The organism is Streptomyces sp. NPDC057010 (assembly GCF_042673805.1).
Classification (GTDB): domain Bacteria; phylum Actinomycetota; class Actinomycetes; order Streptomycetales; family Streptomycetaceae; genus Streptomyces.
This window is the reverse complement of the sequence record NZ_JBHUSC010000033.1, coordinates 1-19,147: the sequence shown is the minus strand read 5'-3', so window position 1 is coordinate 19,147 and position 19,147 is coordinate 1. Positions and strand designations below refer to the sequence as shown.

The 19,147-nt window shown below is 72.6% G+C and carries 15 protein-coding genes; 5 read left to right on the top strand and 10 right to left on the bottom strand.

Annotated elements, in window-relative coordinates; translation table 11 throughout:
* Positions 1 to 18: 18 nt before the first annotated feature.
* Positions 19 to 1,425, bottom strand: a complete 1,407-nt coding sequence (locus tag ACFTXQ_RS24570) for a purine-cytosine permease family protein (RefSeq protein ID WP_382644204.1) — start codon at positions 1,423 to 1,425, stop codon at positions 19 to 21.
* A 187-nt stretch (positions 1,426 to 1,612) separates the two neighbouring features.
* On the opposite strand from ACFTXQ_RS24570, the gene ACFTXQ_RS24565 reads away from it, so the two are divergent.
* The gene (locus tag ACFTXQ_RS24565; RefSeq protein ID WP_382644299.1) at positions 1,613 to 2,176 is read left to right on the top strand and encodes a TetR/AcrR family transcriptional regulator; all 564 of its coding nucleotides are present in this window, start codon (positions 1,613 to 1,615) and stop codon (positions 2,174 to 2,176) included.
* Positions 2,177 to 2,273: 97 nt separating this feature from the next.
* Here ACFTXQ_RS24565 and adhE read toward each other — a convergent pair whose 3' ends face one another.
* The 3 genes from adhE to ACFTXQ_RS24550 all read right to left on the bottom strand — a co-directional run bounded on the left by adhE (position 2,274) and on the right by ACFTXQ_RS24550 (position 7,549).
* Complete coding sequence (gene adhE, locus ACFTXQ_RS24560; protein ID WP_382644202.1) at positions 2,274 to 4,919, bottom strand: bifunctional acetaldehyde-CoA/alcohol dehydrogenase; 2,646 nt, start codon at positions 4,917 to 4,919, stop codon at positions 2,274 to 2,276.
* Positions 4,920 to 5,114: 195 nt separating this feature from the next.
* Entirely contained in the window at positions 5,115 to 7,349 is a 2,235-nt protein-coding gene (fxsBH, locus tag ACFTXQ_RS24555; protein WP_382644200.1) for a radical SAM/SPASM protein FxsBH, inactivated beta-hydroxylase extension form, read from the bottom strand.
* A 20-nt stretch (positions 7,350 to 7,369) separates the two neighbouring features.
* Positions 7,370 to 7,549, bottom strand: coding sequence for a hypothetical protein (locus tag ACFTXQ_RS24550; RefSeq protein ID WP_382644198.1), 180 nt, complete (start codon positions 7,547 to 7,549; stop codon positions 7,370 to 7,372).
* 94 nt (positions 7,550 to 7,643) lie between these two features.
* Here ACFTXQ_RS24550 and ACFTXQ_RS24545 point away from each other — a divergent pair, with 94 nt between their 5' ends.
* Positions 7,644 to 8,504, top strand: coding sequence for an alpha/beta fold hydrolase (locus ACFTXQ_RS24545; RefSeq protein ID WP_382644196.1), 861 nt, complete (start codon positions 7,644 to 7,646; stop codon positions 8,502 to 8,504).
* On the opposite strand, the gene ACFTXQ_RS24540 is transcribed toward ACFTXQ_RS24545, so the two are convergent.
* The 4 genes from ACFTXQ_RS24540 to ACFTXQ_RS24525 all read right to left on the bottom strand — a co-directional run bounded on the left by ACFTXQ_RS24540 (position 8,437) and on the right by ACFTXQ_RS24525 (position 12,566).
* Positions 8,437 to 9,237 (bottom strand): hypothetical protein, encoded by an 801-nt coding sequence (locus tag ACFTXQ_RS24540; protein WP_382644194.1) that lies wholly within the window; start codon positions 9,235 to 9,237, stop codon positions 8,437 to 8,439. The two genes, ACFTXQ_RS24545 and ACFTXQ_RS24540, sit on opposite strands and share 68 nt — an antisense overlap.
* Positions 9,238 to 9,359: 122 nt before the next feature.
* The gene (locus ACFTXQ_RS24535) at positions 9,360 to 10,247 is read right to left on the bottom strand and encodes a S1 family peptidase (RefSeq protein ID WP_382644192.1); all 888 of its coding nucleotides are present in this window, start codon (positions 10,245 to 10,247) and stop codon (positions 9,360 to 9,362) included.
* Between the two features lie 132 nt (positions 10,248 to 10,379).
* Positions 10,380 to 11,195 carry a DUF1684 domain-containing protein gene (locus ACFTXQ_RS24530; RefSeq protein WP_382644190.1) on the bottom strand — a complete coding sequence of 272 codons (816 nt, stop codon included), beginning with the start codon at positions 11,193 to 11,195 and terminating at the stop codon, positions 10,380 to 10,382.
* 99 nt (positions 11,196 to 11,294) lie between these two features.
* Positions 11,295 to 12,566 (bottom strand): DUF5685 family protein, encoded by a 1,272-nt coding sequence (locus tag ACFTXQ_RS24525; protein ID WP_382644188.1) that lies wholly within the window; start codon positions 12,564 to 12,566, stop codon positions 11,295 to 11,297.
* Between the two features lie 284 nt (positions 12,567 to 12,850).
* On the opposite strand from ACFTXQ_RS24525, the gene ACFTXQ_RS24520 reads away from it, so the two are divergent.
* Positions 12,851 to 13,300 (top strand): cell division protein SepF, encoded by a 450-nt coding sequence (locus ACFTXQ_RS24520; protein WP_382644186.1) that lies wholly within the window; start codon positions 12,851 to 12,853, stop codon positions 13,298 to 13,300.
* Positions 13,301 to 13,309: 9 nt separating this feature from the next.
* Here ACFTXQ_RS24520 and ACFTXQ_RS24515 read toward each other — a convergent pair whose 3' ends face one another.
* Both ACFTXQ_RS24515 and ACFTXQ_RS24510 read right to left on the bottom strand, forming a co-directional pair.
* The gene (locus ACFTXQ_RS24515; RefSeq protein WP_382644184.1) at positions 13,310 to 14,482 is read right to left on the bottom strand and encodes an acyl-CoA dehydrogenase family protein; all 1,173 of its coding nucleotides are present in this window, start codon (positions 14,480 to 14,482) and stop codon (positions 13,310 to 13,312) included.
* 189 nt (positions 14,483 to 14,671) lie between these two features.
* Positions 14,672 to 16,315 carry an MFS transporter gene (locus ACFTXQ_RS24510; RefSeq protein WP_382644183.1) on the bottom strand — a complete coding sequence of 548 codons (1,644 nt, stop codon included), beginning with the start codon at positions 16,313 to 16,315 and terminating at the stop codon, positions 14,672 to 14,674.
* A gap of 305 nt (positions 16,316 to 16,620) precedes the next feature.
* On the opposite strand from ACFTXQ_RS24510, the gene ACFTXQ_RS24505 reads away from it, so the two are divergent.
* Both ACFTXQ_RS24505 and ACFTXQ_RS24500 read left to right on the top strand, forming a co-directional pair.
* On the top strand, positions 16,621 to 17,736 hold the full coding sequence (locus ACFTXQ_RS24505; RefSeq protein ID WP_382644181.1) for a hypothetical protein: 1,116 nt from the start codon (positions 16,621 to 16,623) through the stop codon (positions 17,734 to 17,736).
* A 237-nt stretch (positions 17,737 to 17,973) separates the two neighbouring features.
* Positions 17,974 to 19,050, top strand: coding sequence for a phosphatase PAP2 family protein (locus tag ACFTXQ_RS24500; protein ID WP_382644179.1), 1,077 nt, complete (start codon positions 17,974 to 17,976; stop codon positions 19,048 to 19,050).
* The last annotated feature ends 97 nt before the right edge of the window (positions 19,051 to 19,147 follow it).

The following is a 19,147-nucleotide window of genomic DNA, read 5'->3' as shown; positions in this document are numbered from 1 at the left end:
TGCGTGGGACGTGGTCGGTCAGGCGGCCGGGGCGGCGGTGGCCGCGGCGTACGCGGGGACCCGGCCGCGGGCGAGGGCCCAGTAGGCGAGGCCGGAGACGACCGAGCCGAGGAGGGTGAGGTCGGCGCCGCCGAGCGGGGCCACCAGCGGCCCGGTCCACAGCTCGGAGTCGCAGGTCAGGGCGGCGAAGACCATGCCGGCGAGCAGGGCGGCCATTCCGGCGGGGTGGTAGCCGGCGCGGTACCAGTAGGCGCCCGCGCTCCCGGCGTGCAGCGCGTCGGAGTCGTAGTGGCAGCGGCGCAGCAGCATGTCGGCGAGGAAGACCCCGCCCCAGGGCGCGAACACGATGATCAGGAGGGAGAGGAAGGAGAGCAGGGAGGTGGTGAAGTCGGTGAGGAACAGCGCGGCGAGCGAGCCGATCGCGGTGACGGCGGCGCTGATGACGATGGCGCGGGCGCGGCTCCACGGGATGCCGAGGACCTGGAGGTTCAGGCTGGAGGAGTAGAGCGTGATGATCGAGTTGGTGACCGAGCCGCCGAGTACGAGGGCCAGGAACAGCGGCTGGAACCAGCCGGGCAGCAGGCTCTCGGCGCCCGCGACCGCATCGGTCATGTCGGTCTGGGTGGCGGCGGCGACGCCCGCGACGCCGAGGGCCACGGAGGAGACGAACCCGCCGAGGGCGCCCATCCAGGTGATCGACTTCAGGGAGGTGGTCCGGGGCAGGTAGCGGGTGTAGTCGGCGGGCATCGGCAGGTACGAGAACGGCCCGGCGAGCATGACGACGAAGGCGAGGCTCCAGCCGGACAGGCCGGGGGCCGCGGCGGGGGCGCCTGTGTGGGCGCCGGGCAGGAGGAAGACGAGCAGCGCGCCGAAGCCGACGGCGAGGACGTAGGCCATCCAGCGCTCGGCGAACTGCACGGTGGCGTGGCCCCACATGGCGACGGCGAAGGTGAGCGCGAGGGTGATGCCGAGCGAGAGCCCGCGCACCAGCCGGCCGCCGCCCAGGCCGACCTCGGCGAAGAAGACCTCCAGCGCGAGCGTCCCGACGACGGTGTTGACGATGGTGTAGCCGATGCTCACCACCCAGTTCAGGACGCCGGCCGGGAAGTTGCCGCGGACGCCGAAGGCGGCGCGGGAGATGACCAGGGTGGCGGTGCCGGTGCGGATGCCGCTGAGTCCGGCGGCGCTGACGGCGAAGAAGGACAGTCCGCTGATCACGACGACGGCGGTGGCCTGCCAGAAGGAGAGCCCGAAGGCCACGGCGAGGGCGCCGTTGATCACGTAGGTGAAGGTGAGGTTGGAGCCGAACCAGAGCCAGAAGAGGTCCTTGGCGCCGCCGTGGCGCTCGGCGTCGGGGATGGGGTCGATCCCGTGGGTTTCGACCCGGAACACCTCGTCGACGTCGGCTGTCGTCTGCTGCGTCATGCGCACCCCTGATCTTGAACGCCGTTCTAAGTTCTTGAATGGCATTCAAGATGCGGGCCGCACCCCGCCCACGTCAAGACCCCGTCCGGGATAAGGTCGGGCCAGGTGAGACGGGAGGGCGGGACCGGTGGCGGGAGCGGGAGCGGGGGCGGCACGGCGGCGCGACGGGCAGATCGCCCAGGAGCGGATGCTGGAAGAGGCCATGGCGGCGATCGCCGAGAACGGGCTCGCGGCGCTCACCATGTCCGCGCTGGCCGAGCGCCTCGGCACCAGCGGCGGCCACATCCTGTACTACTTCGGCAGCAAGGACCGGCTCCTGCTGGAGGCCCTGCGCTGGAGCGAGGAGCAGCTCACCGGCGAGCGCCGGGCCCTGCTCGGCCGCCGGGTGACGGCCGCCCGCAAACTCGACCAGTACCTGGAGCTCTACCTCCCCGAGGGGCCGCGCGACCCGCGCTGGACGCTGTGGATCGAGCTGTGGGCCCGTACGGCCTCCAACGAACCGCTGAAGGCGGCCCAGGAGGAGATCGACGAGAGCTGGCAGCGGGACCTGGAGGCGCTGCTCGCCAAGGGCGTGGACCAGGGCCGCTTCGCCCCCATGGACGTCCCGGCCCGCGCCTCGGAACTGCTCGCGCTGCTGGACGGGCTGAGCACCCGGGTGGTGCTGGGCCAGCGCGGCGCGGACCGCGCCCGGGCCCTGGGCCAGGCCCGCTCGGCGGCGGCCCTCCTCGTCCCGCGCACGGAGCGGGCGTAGCGGACGCGCAGGACGCACAGGGCCCGCGCAGGGCACGTACGAAGGCCCGCCCGGCGCTCGCGCACCGGACGGGCCTCGCGCTCCCGCTCCCCCGGGGTCACCCCCGCTCGGAGGCGCCCTCGGAGGCCTTCCGGGCCGGCGCGCCCCCGGCGTTGCCGTAGTACGCCTGGCGCATCAGCCGCTGCATGTCGTCGATCATCGGCATCCGCGGGTTGGCGGGCGCGCACTGGTCGGCGTAGGCGTTCATGGCCTGGGTCGGGAGGGCCTCGATGAAGGCGCTCTCGTCCACGCCCTCCTCGGCGAAGGAGGCGGGGATCCCGCACTCGCTGCGCAGCTCCTCCACCGCCCGGGCGTACGATTCGACGCCCTCGGCCGGGGTGGCGGCCGGCAGGCCCAGCATCCTCGCGATCTCCTGGAAGCGCTCCGGGGCCCGGTAGACCTCGGCCTTCGGCCACGGGGTGGCCTTGTGCGAGACCGTGCCGTTGTGGCGGATCACGTGGGGCAGCAGGATCGCGTTGGTGCGACCGTGGGCGAGGTGGAAGGTGTTGCCCAGGGTGTGCGCCATGGCGTGCACCAGGCCCAGGAAGGCGTTGGCGAAGGCCATGCCCGCGACCGCCCCGGCGTTGTGCATCTTCTCGCGCGCCTCCGGGTCGCTCGGCCCGTCGACGACGCACCGCCGGAGGTTCTCGAAGATCAGCCTGATCGCCTGGAGGCAGAGGCCGTCCGTGTAGTCGTTGGCGTACGCGGAGACGTAGGCCTCGGTGGCGTGCGTCAGGGCGTCGAAGCCGGAGTCCGCCGTGACGGTGGGCGGCAGGCCCATGGTCAGGACCGGGTCGACGATGGCGACGTCCGGGGTCAGCGCGTAGTCGGCGAGCGGGTACTTCTGGGCCGCGGCCGGGTCGGAGATGACGGCGAACGGGGTGACCTCGGAGCCGGTGCCGGAGGTGGTCGGGATGGCGACCATCCTGGCCTTCTCGCCGAGCGAGGGGAACGTGTAGGCGCGCTTGCGGACGTCGAAGAACTTCTCCTTCGTGTCGGCGAACTCCACCTCGGGGTGCTCGTACATCAGCCACATGATCTTCGCGGCGTCCATCGGCGAACCGCCGCCGAGGCCGATGATCGTGTCGGGCTCGAAGGCGCGCATCATCGCGGCGCCGGCCCGCACGGTCGAGAGCTCCGGGTTGGGCTCGACATTGTCGATGACCTGGACGGCGACGGCGCCTTCGCGGGCCTGGAGGATGTCGGTGACCTTCTGCACGAAGCCGAGGGCGACCATCGTCTTGTCGGTGACGATCGAGACGCGGCTGATGCCGTCCATCTCGCCGAGGTAGCGGATGGAGTTGCGCTCGAAGTAGATCTTCGGCGGGACCTTGAACCACTGCATGTTGGTGTTGCGCCGTCCGATCCGCTTGACGTTGATCAGGTTCACCGCGGTGACGTTGTTCGACACGGAGTTGTGGCCGTAGGAGCCGCAGCCCAGGGTCAGGGAGGGGAGGAAGGCGTTGTAGACGTCGCCGATGCCGCCGAAGGTGGAGGGCGAGTTGGCGATGACGCGGACCGCCTTGACCTTCCGTCCGAACTCCTCGACGAGTTCCTCGTCCTCGGCGTGGATGGCGGCGCTGTGCCCCAGGCCGTGGAACTCGACCATCGCGGCGGCCAGTTCGAGGCCGTGCTCGGTGCCGGAGGCCTTCAGGGCGGCGAGGATCGGGGAGAGCTTCTCGCGGGTCAGCGGCTCGCCGTCGCCGACCTCGTTGCACTCGGCCAGCAGGAGGGAGGTCCCGTCGGGGACGCTGAAACCGGCCTGCTCGGCGATCCACTGCGGGGACTTGCCGACGACCGCCGGGTTCAGCCTGGCGCCGGAGCAGCCGGCGGCGTGGGCCGTCGTACCGAAGACGTACTCCTCCAGCTTGGCCTTCTCGGCCGCGGAGACCACGTGGGCGCCGAGCCGCCTGAACTCGGCCAGACCCTGCTCGTAGATCTCGGCGTCCAGGATGACCGCCTGCTCGGAGGCGCAGATCATGCCGTTGTCGAAGGCCTTGGAGAGCACGATGTCGTGGATCGCCCGGTTCAGCTTGGCGCTCTTGTGGACGTACGCCGGGACGTTCCCCGCGCCGACGCCGAGGGCCGGCTTCCCGCAGGAGTAGGCGGCCTTGACCATGGCGTTGCCGCCGGTGGCGAGGATGGTGGAGACGCCCGGGTGGTTCATGAGGGCGCCGGTGGCCTCCATGGAGGGGGCGGTGATCCACTGGATGCAGTCGGCCGGAGCTCCGGCGGCGACGGCGGCGTCGCGGACGGTGCGGGCGGCCTCGGCGGAGCAGTTCTGCGCGGAGGGGTGGAAGGCGAAGACGATCGGGTTACGTGTCTTCAGGGCGATCAGCGCCTTGAAGACCGTGGTCGAGGTCGGGTTGGTGACCGGGGTCATCGCGCAGACGACGCCGACGGGTTCGGCGATCTCCGTGATGCCGTTCAGCTCGTCGCGGCGGATGACGCCGGCGGTCTTCAGCCCGCGCATCGAGTTCACCACGTGCTCGCAGGCGAAGAGGTTCTTGACGGCCTTGTCCTCGAAGAGGCCGCGGCCGGTCTCCTCGACCGCGAGCTCCGCGAGCTCACCGTGCCGGGCGAGCGCGGCCAGCGAGGCCTTCTTGACGATGTGGTCGACCTGCTCCTGGTTGAACGACTCGAACCGGTCGAGCGCCTTGAGCGCCCCCTGGACCAGTCCGTCCACCATCTCGTTGGCCTGCATGGCAGGGCTCCTTCATTTCGACCCCGTTTTTCCTGATGTCTCAATTCGACACCCGGGACCGGAATCCGCCCCGCCGAAAAAGCCCTTTCCCGGCGGGCAGAAGGTCGGTTCAGGCGCGTTCATCCATGCAATAGATGGCGCCTGACCTGCACGAACAGAGAGGGACCAAAGACCCCTGTGCGCTTGTGAAAACTTTCACAAGAATTTCTCGAACTCCCGCAGTTCCTCCACCACCGCCTTGCCGGTCGCGGTCAGTTCTGCCGCGCCGGAAAGCCGGTCCAGGGCGCGCTCGACGTCGCCGCCGCCCCCGCCCTCCCCGCCTTCCGCCCGCCGGTACGCCTCGACCGCCACCTGTACGTACACGTCGGCCAGCAGCTCCGACACCGGCACCGGCCGCTCCCGCCAGGGCGATGCGTGCAGCCACTCCCCGTCCAGCACGTACAGGTCGGCCACCTCGGTCAGTTCGCGCAGGCGGGCCCGCCGCCGCCCGGTGAGCAGCGCGAGCGCGGTCTCCCGTACGCCCCCCGCGTACGGCACGCCCAGCGCGCCGGGCCCGCACCTCCCCGCGCCCCCGGGGCCGGTGAGCGGCGTGAGCGTGCCCAGCCCGGCCACGGTCTCCCGCGCCAGGACCGGCGCCGTGCGGTGCAGCAGGTCCCGGGCCGCGTCGAGGTGGCGCCGCCACGCCCCGGCCGCGGAGCGGTCCAGCCCGGGCAGCGGCGGCCGGGCGTAGCAGTCGCGGTAGGGGTCGAGGTCGTCCAGGGCCACCGGCGCACCGTCCGCCCCGGCCCCCCGCCATGCCCGTACGGGCTGCCAGCCGGGTTCCGCCCGCGACGGCGCGAAGCGCCGCTCGCTCCCGTCCTGCCTTACGGAGAACCCCTCGTCGGCGGCCCTGATCCGGGCCTGCGTCCCGCCGGTGCGCAGCAGCCCGAGGGTGGGCAGGTACACCTCGCCGCCCCGCAGGACCACCCTCGCCGGCAGCTCCGACCGGCCCCGCACCACGGCCGCCGCGGCCAGCGCGGACAGCCGGGTGGCGGCCGGCTCGTCCGGCGCCCGCCCCTGCCGCAGGGCGTCCAGGGCTCCGAGCAGCCAGGTGCGCGTGTACGGATGGTCCAGTACGGCATCGAGGGCATCGGGCGCCTCGGCCTCGACGGCCGTGATCAGCTCCCAGGAGCGCTGCCAGTCCGGACCCCCGGCCCCCGCCAGGTCCTCGTGCAGCCGGACCAGCAGGACCCGGGTCAGCTCCTGCTGGGAGGCCGCGAGCGCGGCGGGCCCGCCGGCCTCGGGTGCGACGGCGGCCCGGCCGGCGCGCCGTTCCACACCCTCCACGAGCTCCTTCAGGTCGGCGCAGTAGACGGAGGGGTTGTCGAAGCCGGTGGCGGCCCGGTACCGGTGCGCGTAGAGGCCCCCGCCGCACGAGCGCACGACCGGGCAGCGCCGGCACGGTGCGCTGACACCGGCGAGGCCCGACTGCCGGGCGCGGATGCCGGGATGGGCGGCCACCTCGTCGAAGCCGTGCCGGAAGACGTCGAAACCGGTGGCGGCGGCGCCCTCGTGGGCGGTCTTGAGGGAGTCGGCCTGCTCCAGCGTGCCGTCGGTCTCCACGACGACGAGGTCCGTGGGCGCCAGGCCGAGCGATTCGGTCAGGCTCGGCCCGCCGCGCAGGGTGCTCAGGAGGGAGTCGAACATCCGGACCGGTACCGGCCGGCCCTGCGCGTCCCAGTGGTCGAAGGCCTCCAGGAGCCACCGGGCGTAGGTGTCGGGACGGCCGTCGGGCCTGGCCGGGGGCGTCTCCCACGTGGCGTGCGGCAGGAGGAAGTCGATGCGCGGCGGTGCGAGCGCGGTGAGCGCGTCGAGCACGGCGACCGGGTCGTTCTGCGCGTCGATCGTGCAGAGCAGGCCCTGGTAGAGGTGCCGGTGGCGGTCATGGCCGAGCAGCGCGAGCGCCTTGAGGACGCGGGGGTGGCTGGTGCGGCCGTTGGCGAAGCGGCGGTGCCGGTCGTTGGCCGCGCGGTCGCCGTCGAGGGACACCCCGACCTTGACCCCGTAGGCGTCGAACAGCTCGAGGAACTCCTCGTTCAGCCGGAGCCCGTTGGTGTGGATGCGCAGGTCGAGACCGGTCACCCCGTCGAGACCGCGGGTGAGCACCTCGCACAGCCGTCGCAGCCGGGCGGGGCCGGCCAGCAGCGGCTCGCCGCCGTGGAGGATGACCGTCACGGAGGGCAGCGCGTGGGCACCCGCGTGCTCGGCCAGCCGCTCCGCGATCCGTTCCGCGACCGCTTCGGAGATCACCGCGGGCCGCTGACGCCAGCTCTGGTCCGCGTGTTCGTAGACGTAGCAGTGGTCGCAGGCGAGGTCGCACCTGCTGTGCACCTTGACGACGAACTCGCGGAAGGGGATGAGCCGCGCGGCACCGGCCCCGGTGAACGCCATCGCTGTGGGCGCGCCCCCGCTCAGAGGGACGAGTTGAAGGTGACCGTCCGGGCGCCGGTGGCGGTCGCGCCGGGGAGCACCCGGGCGATGCGCCGGTCGGCGTCCGTGCCGCGGGCGGTGAGCGAGGCCAGCGAAGGCCTGCTGCCGCGCTCGTGCCGTGCCGGTAAGACCGCGGGCTGCTGCTTCTGAGTGGTCGTCACGGTTCCCCCTCCGGGTCGTGGCTGTGTTTCCATCAAGAGCTGTCGTCATGAGACTAGGGACATCGGTGGGAAGCCGAAAGACCACGGAGGCGTCGTGCGCGTCGAGGTGAGGACAGGAGACGGCCGCTTGCTCGTGGCCGAGGTCTGGGGAGCGCCGGACGGAGTGCCCGTACTCCTGCACCACGGCATGCCCGGGAGCCGGCTCGGCACCGCGTTGAGCGATGTCACCGAGCGGTATCCGTGCATCCGGTTCTTCGCCTACGACCGGCCCGGATACGGGGACTCCGACCGGTCCCCGGGGCGGACGGTGGCCGATGCCGCCGCGGATTCCGCCGCCGTCGCGGACGCCCTGGGCGTGGACACCTTCGCCGTCGTCGGCCGTTCCGGGGGCGGTCCGCACGCCCTGGCCTGCGCGGCGCTGCTCCCGGAGCGGGTGACGGGCACGGCCGCCCTGGTCAGCCTCGCGCCGTGGGACGGGGCCGGACTCGACTGGTTCGCCGGCATGACCGCCCACAACGCCGCGCACTACGCGCTCGCCGTCCGCGACCCGGCGGCCCTGGAACGCAAGCTCGCCCCGCGCGCCGCGGCGATCAGCAACGACCCGGGGCGGCTGCTGGAAGAGCTGCGGGCCGACCTCTCCGAGGCCGACCTGCCGGTCCTCTCGGACCACGCCGTGCACCGGGTGCTGATGGACAACTACCGGGAGGCGCTGCGCACTTCGGTGTACGGCTGGCTGGACGACAGCCTCGCCTTCTGCCGGCCCTGGGGGTTCGACCCCGGCTCCATCGCCGGCCGCGTCCTGCTGTGGCGCGGCGCGGAGGACTCCTTCTCCCCCCTGGGCCATTTCCGGTGGCTGGCCGGGCACATCGAGCACAGCACCGCGGTGATCAAGCCGGGGGCGGGTCACTTCGCCGCTCAGTACGCGCAGCCGGAGGCCCTGGACTGGCTATTGTGACCTGCGGCGCCTCCTCGACGGGGGCGACCACCGCCTCGCGGGCGCCCTCCAGGCACTGGATGATCCGCTCGTGCGTGTCGCCGACGCTGTCCACCACCTGTATCCGCATGTAGAAGGCGCGCACCTCGTCGATGAACCGCTTCGAGAACACGCCCACGCCGACGGTCTCGTAGGTACCGGTCGCCACCAGCGGGTATCCCGGGCCCATCCCCACGAGCCGGAAGTCGACGGTGGGCCGCAGCCCCGCGTCGGCCAGCCGTTCGCCGACCCCCGCCAGGCCCGTCCACTCCGGCTCGTGTCCCGGCCGGTCGGGCGGGTCCGCGGCCAGGACGAGCCGGTAGTCCACGTGGTCCACCACCACGTTGTGCTGGCCGCCGTTGAGGACTCCCACGCTCCAGGCCTTGGCGGTGCCCGGCAGGTGCCCCGCCACGTACTCGGACCGCCAGCCCAGTGCGGGCCGTACCGTACGGGCGTACTGGGCCCGTGCCAGGACGGCGCCCGCCGAGACGGCCAGCAGGCTCGCCAGGGGTTCGGCGCTCATCAGCTCCAGGCGCCACGGCCACTGGGAGCGGGCGTCCGCGGGCACGTTCCCGCGCACGATCTCCCAGACGAGGACGGCGCCGAGTACGCACAGGAGCACCAGGGGCGCGGTGAACAGCCAGCGGTTGCGGCGGATCCGCCGCTGCGCGGCATCGGCCCCCGCGCCTCCCCGACCGGACGGTGCAGTGGTCATCCGCGCCTCCCCTTGCCCCCAAAGATGAGCCCCCGCCCATGAGTTGGGCGGGGGCTCACGATTGTGCCGCAGGGCGGGCGCGGTGGCCTACCCGTCGGCCGGACCGGCCGGGGGCGTCCGGCTCAGTACACGCTGACCCCGTAGGCGTTGAGCGCCTCGACCACGGGCTGGAAGTAGGTGGTTCCGCCCGAGGAGCAGTTGCCGCTGCCGCCCGAGGTGAGGCCGACCGCGCGGGTGCCCGAGTAGAGCGGGCCGCCGCTGTCGCCGGGTTCGGCGCACACGTTGGTCTTGATCATGCCGTAGACGATGTCGCCGCCGCCGTAGTTGACGGTGGCGTTGAGCCCGGTCACCGATCCGCTGTGGGTGCCGGTGGTGGAGCCGCGCCGCTTCACGGACATGCCGACGGTGGCGTTGACGGCACTGGTGATGTCCTGGCTGCCGACGCTGCCCGGCGGGACCGGGGAGTTGCTCGCGTACTTGATCAGGCCGTAGTCGTTGGTCGGGAAGCTGGATCCGACGGTGGTGCCGAGCGTGCTGGTGTGGGCCGAGTTGGTCCACCAGGTGCCCGCGCCGTCCGTACAGTGCCCGGCGGTCAGGACGTAGTACGTACTGCCGCTGCGCACGTTGAAGCCGAGCGAGCAGCGCCAGCTCGACGCGTAGATCGCGTCGCCGCCGGAGAGCAGCTTGGTCAGTTTGCCCGGGGTGCGCTCGATGCGCAGGGCGCCGGCGTCGGCTCCGGCCTCGCGCTTGATTCTCGCGAGGTCGGCGTCCGAGACGGTGGAGTCGGCGGTGACCACCAGGGTCCCGGTGGCGGGGTCGGTGTGCCAGGCGGTGCCGGCGACGTCGGCACGCAGGACGGACGCGCCGGCCGAGGCCAGCCGTGCGGCGCTGAAACCGCCGCCGTCCCGTGCGTCCGCGCTCGCCACGGTGGGGGCGGCGAGTGCTGCGACGGCGGCCAGGCCGGTGGCCACCGCGAGCAACCTGGTACGTGTGATGCTCTTGATCCTCACTTATCGTCCTCCGAGAGGTTCGGGGGCCCGGCTGTCGTGGGGGTGCCGGAGCCCGTGAGGCGCAGTCGGGGCACGGGAACGCTCTCTGTTTGCGCCGTGTCCCTGACAAGCACTGTCGGGAGTGTCCTGGCGTCAGATACCGGTCGCAAGGGCGCCTTTCAGCCGCCGCTCGCCGGCCGCCACTTCGAAGGGGAGGGTGTTCCCCGGCGGCGGGAAGGGACAGATGAAGTGGTCGGCGAAGGCGCAGGGCGGCAGCAGGGTCCGGTTGAGGTCGACGTCGATCGAGCCGTCCCGCGCCGGGATGCCGGGCTTCAGGAAACGGAACCGGTAGCTGGAGCGCCCGCCGGTGGCATCACCGAAGACGGCCCAGAGGCCGCCGTCCTGCTCGTCGACGGCGACCTGGAGGGTGTGTTCCACGCCCTCGAAGCGGAAGCGCAGCTCACCGCCGAGGCCGAGCCCGCGCGCCCGCCCGTCGGCGTTCTCCACCTGGACGGTCCGGTGCTCCCCGTACGGCCGGAACTCCCCCGGCAGCACGAAGGAGGGGTCGTACGGGGTGGCCTCGATCCCGTCGAAGGCGCGGCGGTTGGCCGCCTCGGGGTCGTAGACGCGCACCGCCCACTCCCCCTCGCGCCGGATCACGACCAGCCTCAGCAGTCCGGCCGCCACGCGGGCGTGCGAGGGCGGCGCGTCGTCGGCGGCGAGCAGCACCTCGCCGGTGAAGGGCTTCTCGTCGAGGCTCAGGCCGTCTTCGGGAGCGGCCGTCAGCTCCACCCCGGCCCCGGTGGCGCGCCATAGCCCCGGAACGGCCGGAATTCGACCTTCCGGGTAGTCGGCCAGCCAGTGGGTGCCCGTCAGCGCGAGGGGCCCGTAGGCCGCGGAGACGGTGGCCACCCGATGCTCGTGCCATTTCCGCCAGGCGGCGGGCTGATCATCTGCTTCATCGCTCATGCCGCTCAACCCTTCCACACCGGTCCGGACGGGAACCGCGGGCTACTCCGTCCGGACCTGCGGAAACTGAAGGTCCCTCAGCAGGTGTTCTGCGAGTCCTCAGCAGCCGCAGTCGCACCCGCAGTCACAGCCGTCGCAGCAGCCGCCGTCCCCGCAGCAGTTGCAGCCGTCGCAGTTGCAGTTGCCGCAGTCGCAGTTGTCGCACCAGGGCTGCTTCTTCTCCCGGGACCACGGCCCCTCGTGCTCGGTGCAGCACAGCTGGCAGGTGCAGAACAGCCCGAGGGCCACCGCACAGCCGGCCAGCAGGCCGCGGCGCGGCTTCTGCGGAGGCGGACCGCCCCAGCCGCCGCCACCGCCACCGGGCCCCATCGGCGGCGGCATGCCCGGCCCGCCCGGGACCTGCTGCGGCGCGCCCGGCGCGTAGGGGTTGGAGCCGTACGGAGTGGAGGCGTACGGGTTCGCGACGTACGGGCCGCCGCCCTGCCCGGCGGCGTTCATCCCCACGTGCCCGCAGCTGCTGGTCCCGAAGGCCCGGTCCACCGAGGTCCGCAGCTCGTGCACGAGCAGCCGGTGGGCGAGCCCGGCGTCCGCGAACTCCACCTCGCGCAGCGCCAGCCGGATCCCGTGCAGCGCGTCGTCGCACAGCCGCCGCGCCTCGGTGAGCGAGGTCCCGGTGGCGGTGAGGGGGTTCCAGGCTCCGGCCGCGGCGTCCGCGCCCTGGTCCTCCACGGCGTCGAGCAGGTGCGCGAGCCGCCCGAAGTACCGGCCCGCCTCGGCGAGCGCGGGCGCGTTGCCTGGACGTCCGGCCAGCTGCGCGGTATGGGCGAAGGCGGCGGCCGTCGCGGTCTCCGTCGGCTCGGTCACCACCAGCACCGGCGTGCCGAGCCCGGCCAGCGTCTCGATGCCCGCCTGCCGGTCCACGGCGTCGACGAGGACCGCCGTGTCGAAGCCGAGCGAGGCCCCCGTGCGTGCTCCGGCGCGGTCCCAGCCGCGGGCCACCCTGCGCGCGGCCGCGGCGATGGGGGCCCGGGCCAACAGCCCGTCCCGGTCGGCCACGTGGTCCCGCACCTTCGCGGAGGCCAGGACGAGCGAGACGGCGGCCGCGAGCCGCGCCCCCTCACCGTTGGCCACGGGCGCGGTGCGCATGCCGCGCAGCGGGCAGGGGCCGGCGGTGCGCCGGGCGCCGGGCGCGGGGCCCGACTGAGCCTCCGTCAAAACGGAGACGAGCAGCCCGTCGTAGTTGGTGACGATCCGGGCGAACTGGCCGTGGTCGCCCCGAAGTGCCAGGCACAGCCCGCAAAGATGGGCCATCCACTCCGTTTTGAACCGCTCGCCCAGCCGGTGCGTGCAGGGTCTGACTATGCCGAACAAAACCGCTTCCCCCGTGTGTCGTACGCGTGCCTGCCGGGCATCGTATCGAGCCGTGTCACTCACTCGTACGTCCCCATCGTTCACCCGTACGGGGGCACCAGTCGTATTTTCACTCAGTCAGCAGTGGTAGCTGCCAGGATCCTTGACCGTGCAACGGATGTTCTGCACCAGTACCGTCACGAAACCCCTGCGCGGCGACTATCCACTTGGCGCGTTGTCAGCATCATGGACGACCATAGGGGCAGCGGAGAGAAGACAACTGACCGCGGTGAAAGGAGGCGTCCATGGGTTCGGTGCGCAAGGCGAGTGCCTGGCTGGGTCTCGTGGAGGACAGCGACGACGAGCGTTACTACGACGACGACTACGCGGAGGCGGCTCAGGGTTCGGTGGCCGGCCCCGGCGACCAGTGGGTCACCGACCCGCGCGTCCGGGTGGCCTCGGAGTCCGCCGTCGAGCAGGGCCGCCGGATCGCGACGGTCACCCCCGACGGCTTCCGTGACGCGCGTGGAATCGGCGAGCTGTTCCGCGAGGGCGTCCCGGTCATCGTGAACCTGTCGTCGATGGACCCGGGCGACGCGAAGCGCGTGGTCGACTTCGCGGCCGGTCTGACCTTCGGGCTGCGCGGCTCGATCGAGCGGGTGGCGACCAGGGTCTTCCTGCTGACCCCGGCCGACACCCAGATCGTGAGCGGCGAGCCCGCCGGCCGCTCGCGCGACTTCTTCAACCAGAGCTAGGCAAGGTTCTCACCGGAAGGCGTCCAGCCCGGTGAGCGCCTTGCCCAGCACCAGTTGGTGCATCTCGACGGTGCCCTCGTAGGTGAGGACCGATTCGAGGTTCGTCGCGTGCCGCATGACGGGGTATTCGAGCGAGATCCCGTTGGCCCCGAGGATGGTCCGCGCGGTGCGGCAGATCTCGATGGCCTCGCGGACGTTGTTGAGCTTGCCGAAGCTGATCTGCTCCGGCCGCAGGGTGCCCGCGTCCATGCGGCGGCCCAGGTGGTGGGCGAGCAGGATCCCCTTGTGGAGTTCGAGGGCCATGTCCGCCAGCTTGGCCTGGGTGAGCTGGAAGCCGCCGATCGGCTTCCCGAACTGCTCCCGCGTCCTCGCGTAGTCGAGCGCCGACTCGAAACTGGCGCGCGCCGCGCCCATGGACCCCCAGACGATCCCGTAACGGGCGTGGCTGAGGCAGCCGAGCGGTCCCTTGAGCCCGGTGACACCCGGCAGCACCGCATCGGCGGGCAGCCGCACGTCGTCCATGACCAGCTCGCTGGTGACGCTCGCCCGCAGCGACCACTTGTGCTTGATCTCCGGCGCGGAGAACCCGGCGGTGTCGGTCGGCACCGCGAACCCGCGGATCCCCTCGTCGGTCTGCGCCCACACGACGGCGACCGCGGCCACGGACCCGTTGGTGATCCACATCTTGCGCCCGTTGAGCACCCAGTCACTGCCGTCGCGCTTGGCGTACGTCCGCATGGCGGCGGGGTCCGACCCGATGTCGGGCTCGGTCAGCCCGAAGCAGCCGATCAGCTCACCGGCGGCCATGCCTGGCAGCCAGCGCTGCTTCTGCTCCTCGGAGCCGTACTTCCAGATCGCGTACATGGCGAGGGAGCCCTGCACGGAGACCAGCGACCGGATCCCGGAGTCGGCGGCCTCCAGCTCCAGGCAGGCGAGCCCGTACTGCACGGCAGTGGCACCGGCGCAGCCGTACCCGGTGAGGGACATCCCGAGCGCCCCGATGGCCCCGAGCTCACGGGCCAGCTCCCGGATACCGGGCAGCTCCCCGCTCTCGTACCACTCGGCGACGTACGGCAGCACCCGGTCGGCGGCCCAGTCGCGCACGGTGTCGCGGATGGCGAGGTCCTCGGGCCCGAGCAGCTCGTCGAGCCCGAGCGGATCATGAGGCAGGAACGGTGACACGGGGCCTCCCGGCGGCCTGAGTCGTAACCTAGCAGCGCAAGTTTTACGCCCGCCCGACGCTATTAGCCTCCGTCCCCCAAATCCAGCCCCACCCGGCCCCAGCGGAGGCAAATCCAGCCCCGCCGGCGTTTGAGGCGCGGGGGTGCGGGGGCGGAGCCCCCGCAACGGCGCCGCACCCGCCGGCGGCGGTCAGCCCACCTGCTCCGCAGGAGTCACGCACGGCTCCGCCGAAGCCTGCGCGGGCAACCGCACCGCATCCGGCCCGCCGCCAGGCGCCCCGCACTCCATGACCTTCGGCAGCTTCAGCGCCATCACCGCCCCCGCGAACAGCAGCCCCGCACTCACCACCAGCGTCACGTGCAGCCCGTGCACGAAGGCGTGCCGGGCCGCCGCGTACAGCGACTCCCCCGCCGGCCCGCCCAGCTGCGCGGCGATCTGGTAGGCCTCGCCCAGAGAATTGGCCGCGCCCGCCGAGTCCGCCGCCGAAACCCCCGGCACCCCCTCCAGCCCCGGCCGGTACGCCGCGTTCATCACGCTGCCCAGCAGCGCGATGCCCATCCCCGCGCCCAGCTGGTACGAGGTCTCGCCGATCGAGGCCGCGCCGCCCGCGGTGGCCGCCGGCGCCTCGCTCAGCATCGACTCGTACGCCGCGAACAGCGTGGTCTGCAGCCCGAAGCCGAGCAGGATGAAGCCGGCGGTGAGCAGCACGGGCCGGTCGTGCTGCCCCATGAAGGTGAGCAGCAGTACGGCGCCCGCGGTCAGCAGGAAGCCCAGCGAGACCATGGTGCGCGGCCCGATCCGGGCCAGGGTGTAGGACCCGGTGGCCCCGGCCGCCATGGCGGCGAAGGTGAGCGGCAGCAGCCGCAGGCCGGTCTCCAGCGGGCTGAGGTGCAGCACCAGCTGGAGGTACTGGACGGCGATCAGCTCCAGGCCGACCAGCGCCAGCATGGCGAGCACGATGCAGCCCACGGAGGTGGAGAAGGCGGCGCGCGAGAACATCCGCATGTCGATCAGCGGATGCGCACGCCGCTTCTGCCGCCGCACGAACAGCACGAGCAGCACCACGCCGAGGGCCAGCGGCACCAGCGCCTGGGCGTCGAGCAGCTGGCGCTCGGCGCCGAGCCGCTTGATCCCGAGGACCGAACCGAGCACACCGGCGGCGGCCATCACCGCGCCGAGCACGTCCCACGGCCCGTCGGCGGCGCCCTTGGACTCGGGCAGCAGCCAGCGGCCGAGCGGCAGGATGAGCGCCATCAGCGGGATGTTGATCAGGAAGACGGAGCCCCACCAGAAGTGCTGGACGAGGAAGCCGCCGAGGACGGGGCCGCTGGCCGCGCCGATCGCGGCGACGGCGGTCCAGATGCCGATGGCGAGCGCCCGCTCGCGCCGGTCGGGGAAGACCTGGCGCAGTATCGACAGCGTGGCGGGCATGATCATCGCGCCGCCGATGCCGAGCAGGGCCCGGGCGGCGATGAGGACCTGGGCGTTGTCGGCCAGGGCGGCCATGGCCGAGGCCACGCCGAAGAGCCCGTAGCCGAGGAGGAGTATGCGGCGGCGGCCGACCCGGTCGCCGAGGGTGCCGAAGAGGATCAGCAGGGCGGCGCAGACCAGGGGGTAGGCGTCGACGATCCACAGGAGCTCGATGGAGCCGGGGCGCAGGTCCTCGGTAACGGAGGGGACGGCGACGTGCAGGATCGTCGCGTCGAGCGCGACGAGGACCAGGCTGACGCACAGGACCGCGAGAACGACCCAGCGGTTGGCTCCGCCGGAGGCCGCGCGGACCCGCTGCCAGGGGGAAGGGGTCCTGGTCCCGGCCGCGTTCGTCCCCGACATGCATGTACCTCCCAGGTGATCCCCCGCGCTCGGCGGACCAGCGTCTGACGGAGCCGCGGGGGGTGGTGCGCTGTGCGGCGTCCAACGGGGTCCGGCATCGACACGCGAGTGAACGGTCAGCGTACGCGAGTTCGCCTGTCCGACACGTGGCCAAGCTCTCATCCCGACGGCGGCCTCCGTGTGGCGTGCGCCACTTCGCCCCACCCCGCCCCTCCCCCGTGTACACGCGTGCTCACGGCCCGTGGTTCTCGGCCGCGCCCACCGCCCCTCGAACGGCCGCCCACCGGCCGCCGCCACCGATAATCATGCCCGTGAAAGATCTTGGATTTCGCCGGGCCGCGCCCGCGCTGGCCGTCTTCGCGGCGGTCCGGCTGCTCGGGCTGGCCGTGCTCGCGGTGTGGTGCGCGGCGGCCGGCAGCAGCCCGCACACGCTGCTGTCGGCCCGCTGGGACTCCCTCTGGTACGCCCGCATCGCCGCGGAGGGATACGGGTACGAGGTGCTCCTCCCGAACGGGGACGTCCACTCGAACCTGGCCTTCTTCCCCCTGCTGCCCTGGCTGGAGCGGCTGGTGTCGGCGCCGACCGGGCTCTCGTACGGCTCGGCGGGCCTGGTGGTCTCCGCGGTGGCGGGGCTCGCCGCGGCCTGGGGGATCTTCGCGGTGGCGGACCTGCTCCACGGCCGCCGGGCCGGGGTGCTCGCCGTCGCCGTCTGGGCGGCGCTGCCCGTCGGCATCGTGCAGTCCATGGCGTACAGCGAGTCGCTGTTCACCGCGCTCGCCGTCTGGGCGCTGTACGGGGCCCTGCGCGGCCGGTGGCTGACGGCGGGCCTGCTCGCGGCCGGTGCCGGGCTGACCCGCCCGGTCGGCGCGGCGGTGGTCGCGGGGGTGTGGGTGGCGGCCGCCTCGGCCCTGCGCCGCGGGGAGCGGTCCTGGCGGATGGCGGCCGGGGTGCTGCTGGCTCCGCTGGGGGCGGCGGGGTACGCGCTGTGGGTCGGCGCGCGCACCGGGGGCGGTCTCTTCGGGTACCTGGACGTGCAGGCGGGCTGGGGCAACGGCTTCGACTTCGGCTGGGCCTTCGCCCGTTTCATCGGGGCCAAGCTGGCCTCCTCCGCCTTCGCGGCCGGGGTCGGCCTGATCGCGGGGGTCGCGCTGGTGCTGTGGCTGTACGGGCGGTGCGTACGACAGCGGCAGCCGGCTCCGCTCCTCGTGTACGGCGGGATCGTCGTGGCGCTCGCACTGTGCGCCTCCGGGTACTTCGGCTCCAAGCCGCGGCTGTTGCTGCCGGCCTTCCCGCTGTTCCTGCCGGTGGCGGTGGCGCTGGCCGGGTGGCGGACGCGGCGGGCGGCCGCGGTGCTGGGGGTCGCGGCCCTGGCCTCGGCGGTCTACGGGGCGTTCTGGCTGAACGGTTCGGGACCCCCGTAGCGGCCGACGTAACGGAATGGATCATTCCCCTCCATCTTTCAGCAAAGGAAATGACCTGTGGCGATAAAGCCCGGGTAAGTGTGCGAAACAATTTCCCGGGCAGTGGATCAGCCGGACTCCAACCACTGCCGAAATGCCGGGAATTAACTCCGCGTGAGACCAACTCCACATCACATGGTCATCACAAAGCCCGCGATTCGCGCGGGCCGAGCATCGGCTCGCGGTAACGTCGATTGAGTGCGTACCGACCAAATCCTGACCCGTCTGGAGCGGGTGTTCGCCCGGCTGGACCGGGAACCAGAGCGACCGGCTCATCTGCAAACCCCGCAGATGAGCCGGCACCGCGTCGTGCTCCTGGGTTCCACCCTCGCCTTCTACCTGGCGATCGTGGTGGCCGTGCTGACCACGTCCTGGCTCGTCCGCCTGGACTGGCAGGTCATGTTCTTCCGGCCCTACGAACAGTGGCCGCAGGTCCACGCCTTCCTCGACTACCTCGTCGTACTGGGCCAGCGCGGGCCCACCGCCGTCATGGTCGCCGCCTGGCTCGGCTGGCGCTCCTGGCGGCAGCACACGCTGCGCCCGCTGATCGCCCTGGGCGTGGCGCTGCTGCTGCTCAACATCACCGTCGGCTCCGTCAAGCTCGGCCTCGGCCGGCTCGGTCCGCACTACGCCACCGAGATCGGCTCCGCCGAACTCTTCGCGGGCGGCGATATATTTCCTTCCGGCCACACCGCCAACGCTGTCGTGACCTGGGGAATCCTGGCCTACCTGGCTTCCACCGTGGTCACCCGGCGGGTGCTGTCCGTGGTGTCCGCGGTCGTCTCGCTGAGCGTCGGCGCCACCACCGTGTACCTCGGCACCCACTGGGTGAGCGATGTGCTGCTCGGCTGGTCCGCGGGTCTGCTGATCCTGCTGGCCCTGCCCTGGTTCGAGCCGCTCATCGCCCGGACCGAGGCCTACGTCTTCGAGCTGCGCGAGCTGCTGCGCCGCCGCGCGGAGACCGGGCGGATGGCCGCCCCGGTCGCGACCGCCCTCATGCCGCTGCTCTCCGCGGGCGGCAAGTGGCAGCTCCGGCGGGTCGACGACCCCGCCGGTGAACCCTCGTCCGCGTCCGCCGTGCCCGCAGCGCAGACCGCCCAGGCGGTCCCCGCCGGGCACGCGCCGGCGCCCCGGCCTGCGGCGATCATCTCCGGCCGGCCGCACCTGATCAGGTCCGAGCGGACCCCGATCACCCCCGTCGGCAGCCGCCGCCCGGCGCACACCGACCGGACCGCCGCCCGGGGGCCCGCCGCCCGCCCGGTCGCCGGCGGCTGAGCCGACCGCCGCGGGGACGGTACGCACCACCCCACCCCGCGGACCACGAAGGCCCGCAGGACGAACGGCGAGGGCGGGCCGGGTCAGTGACCCGGCC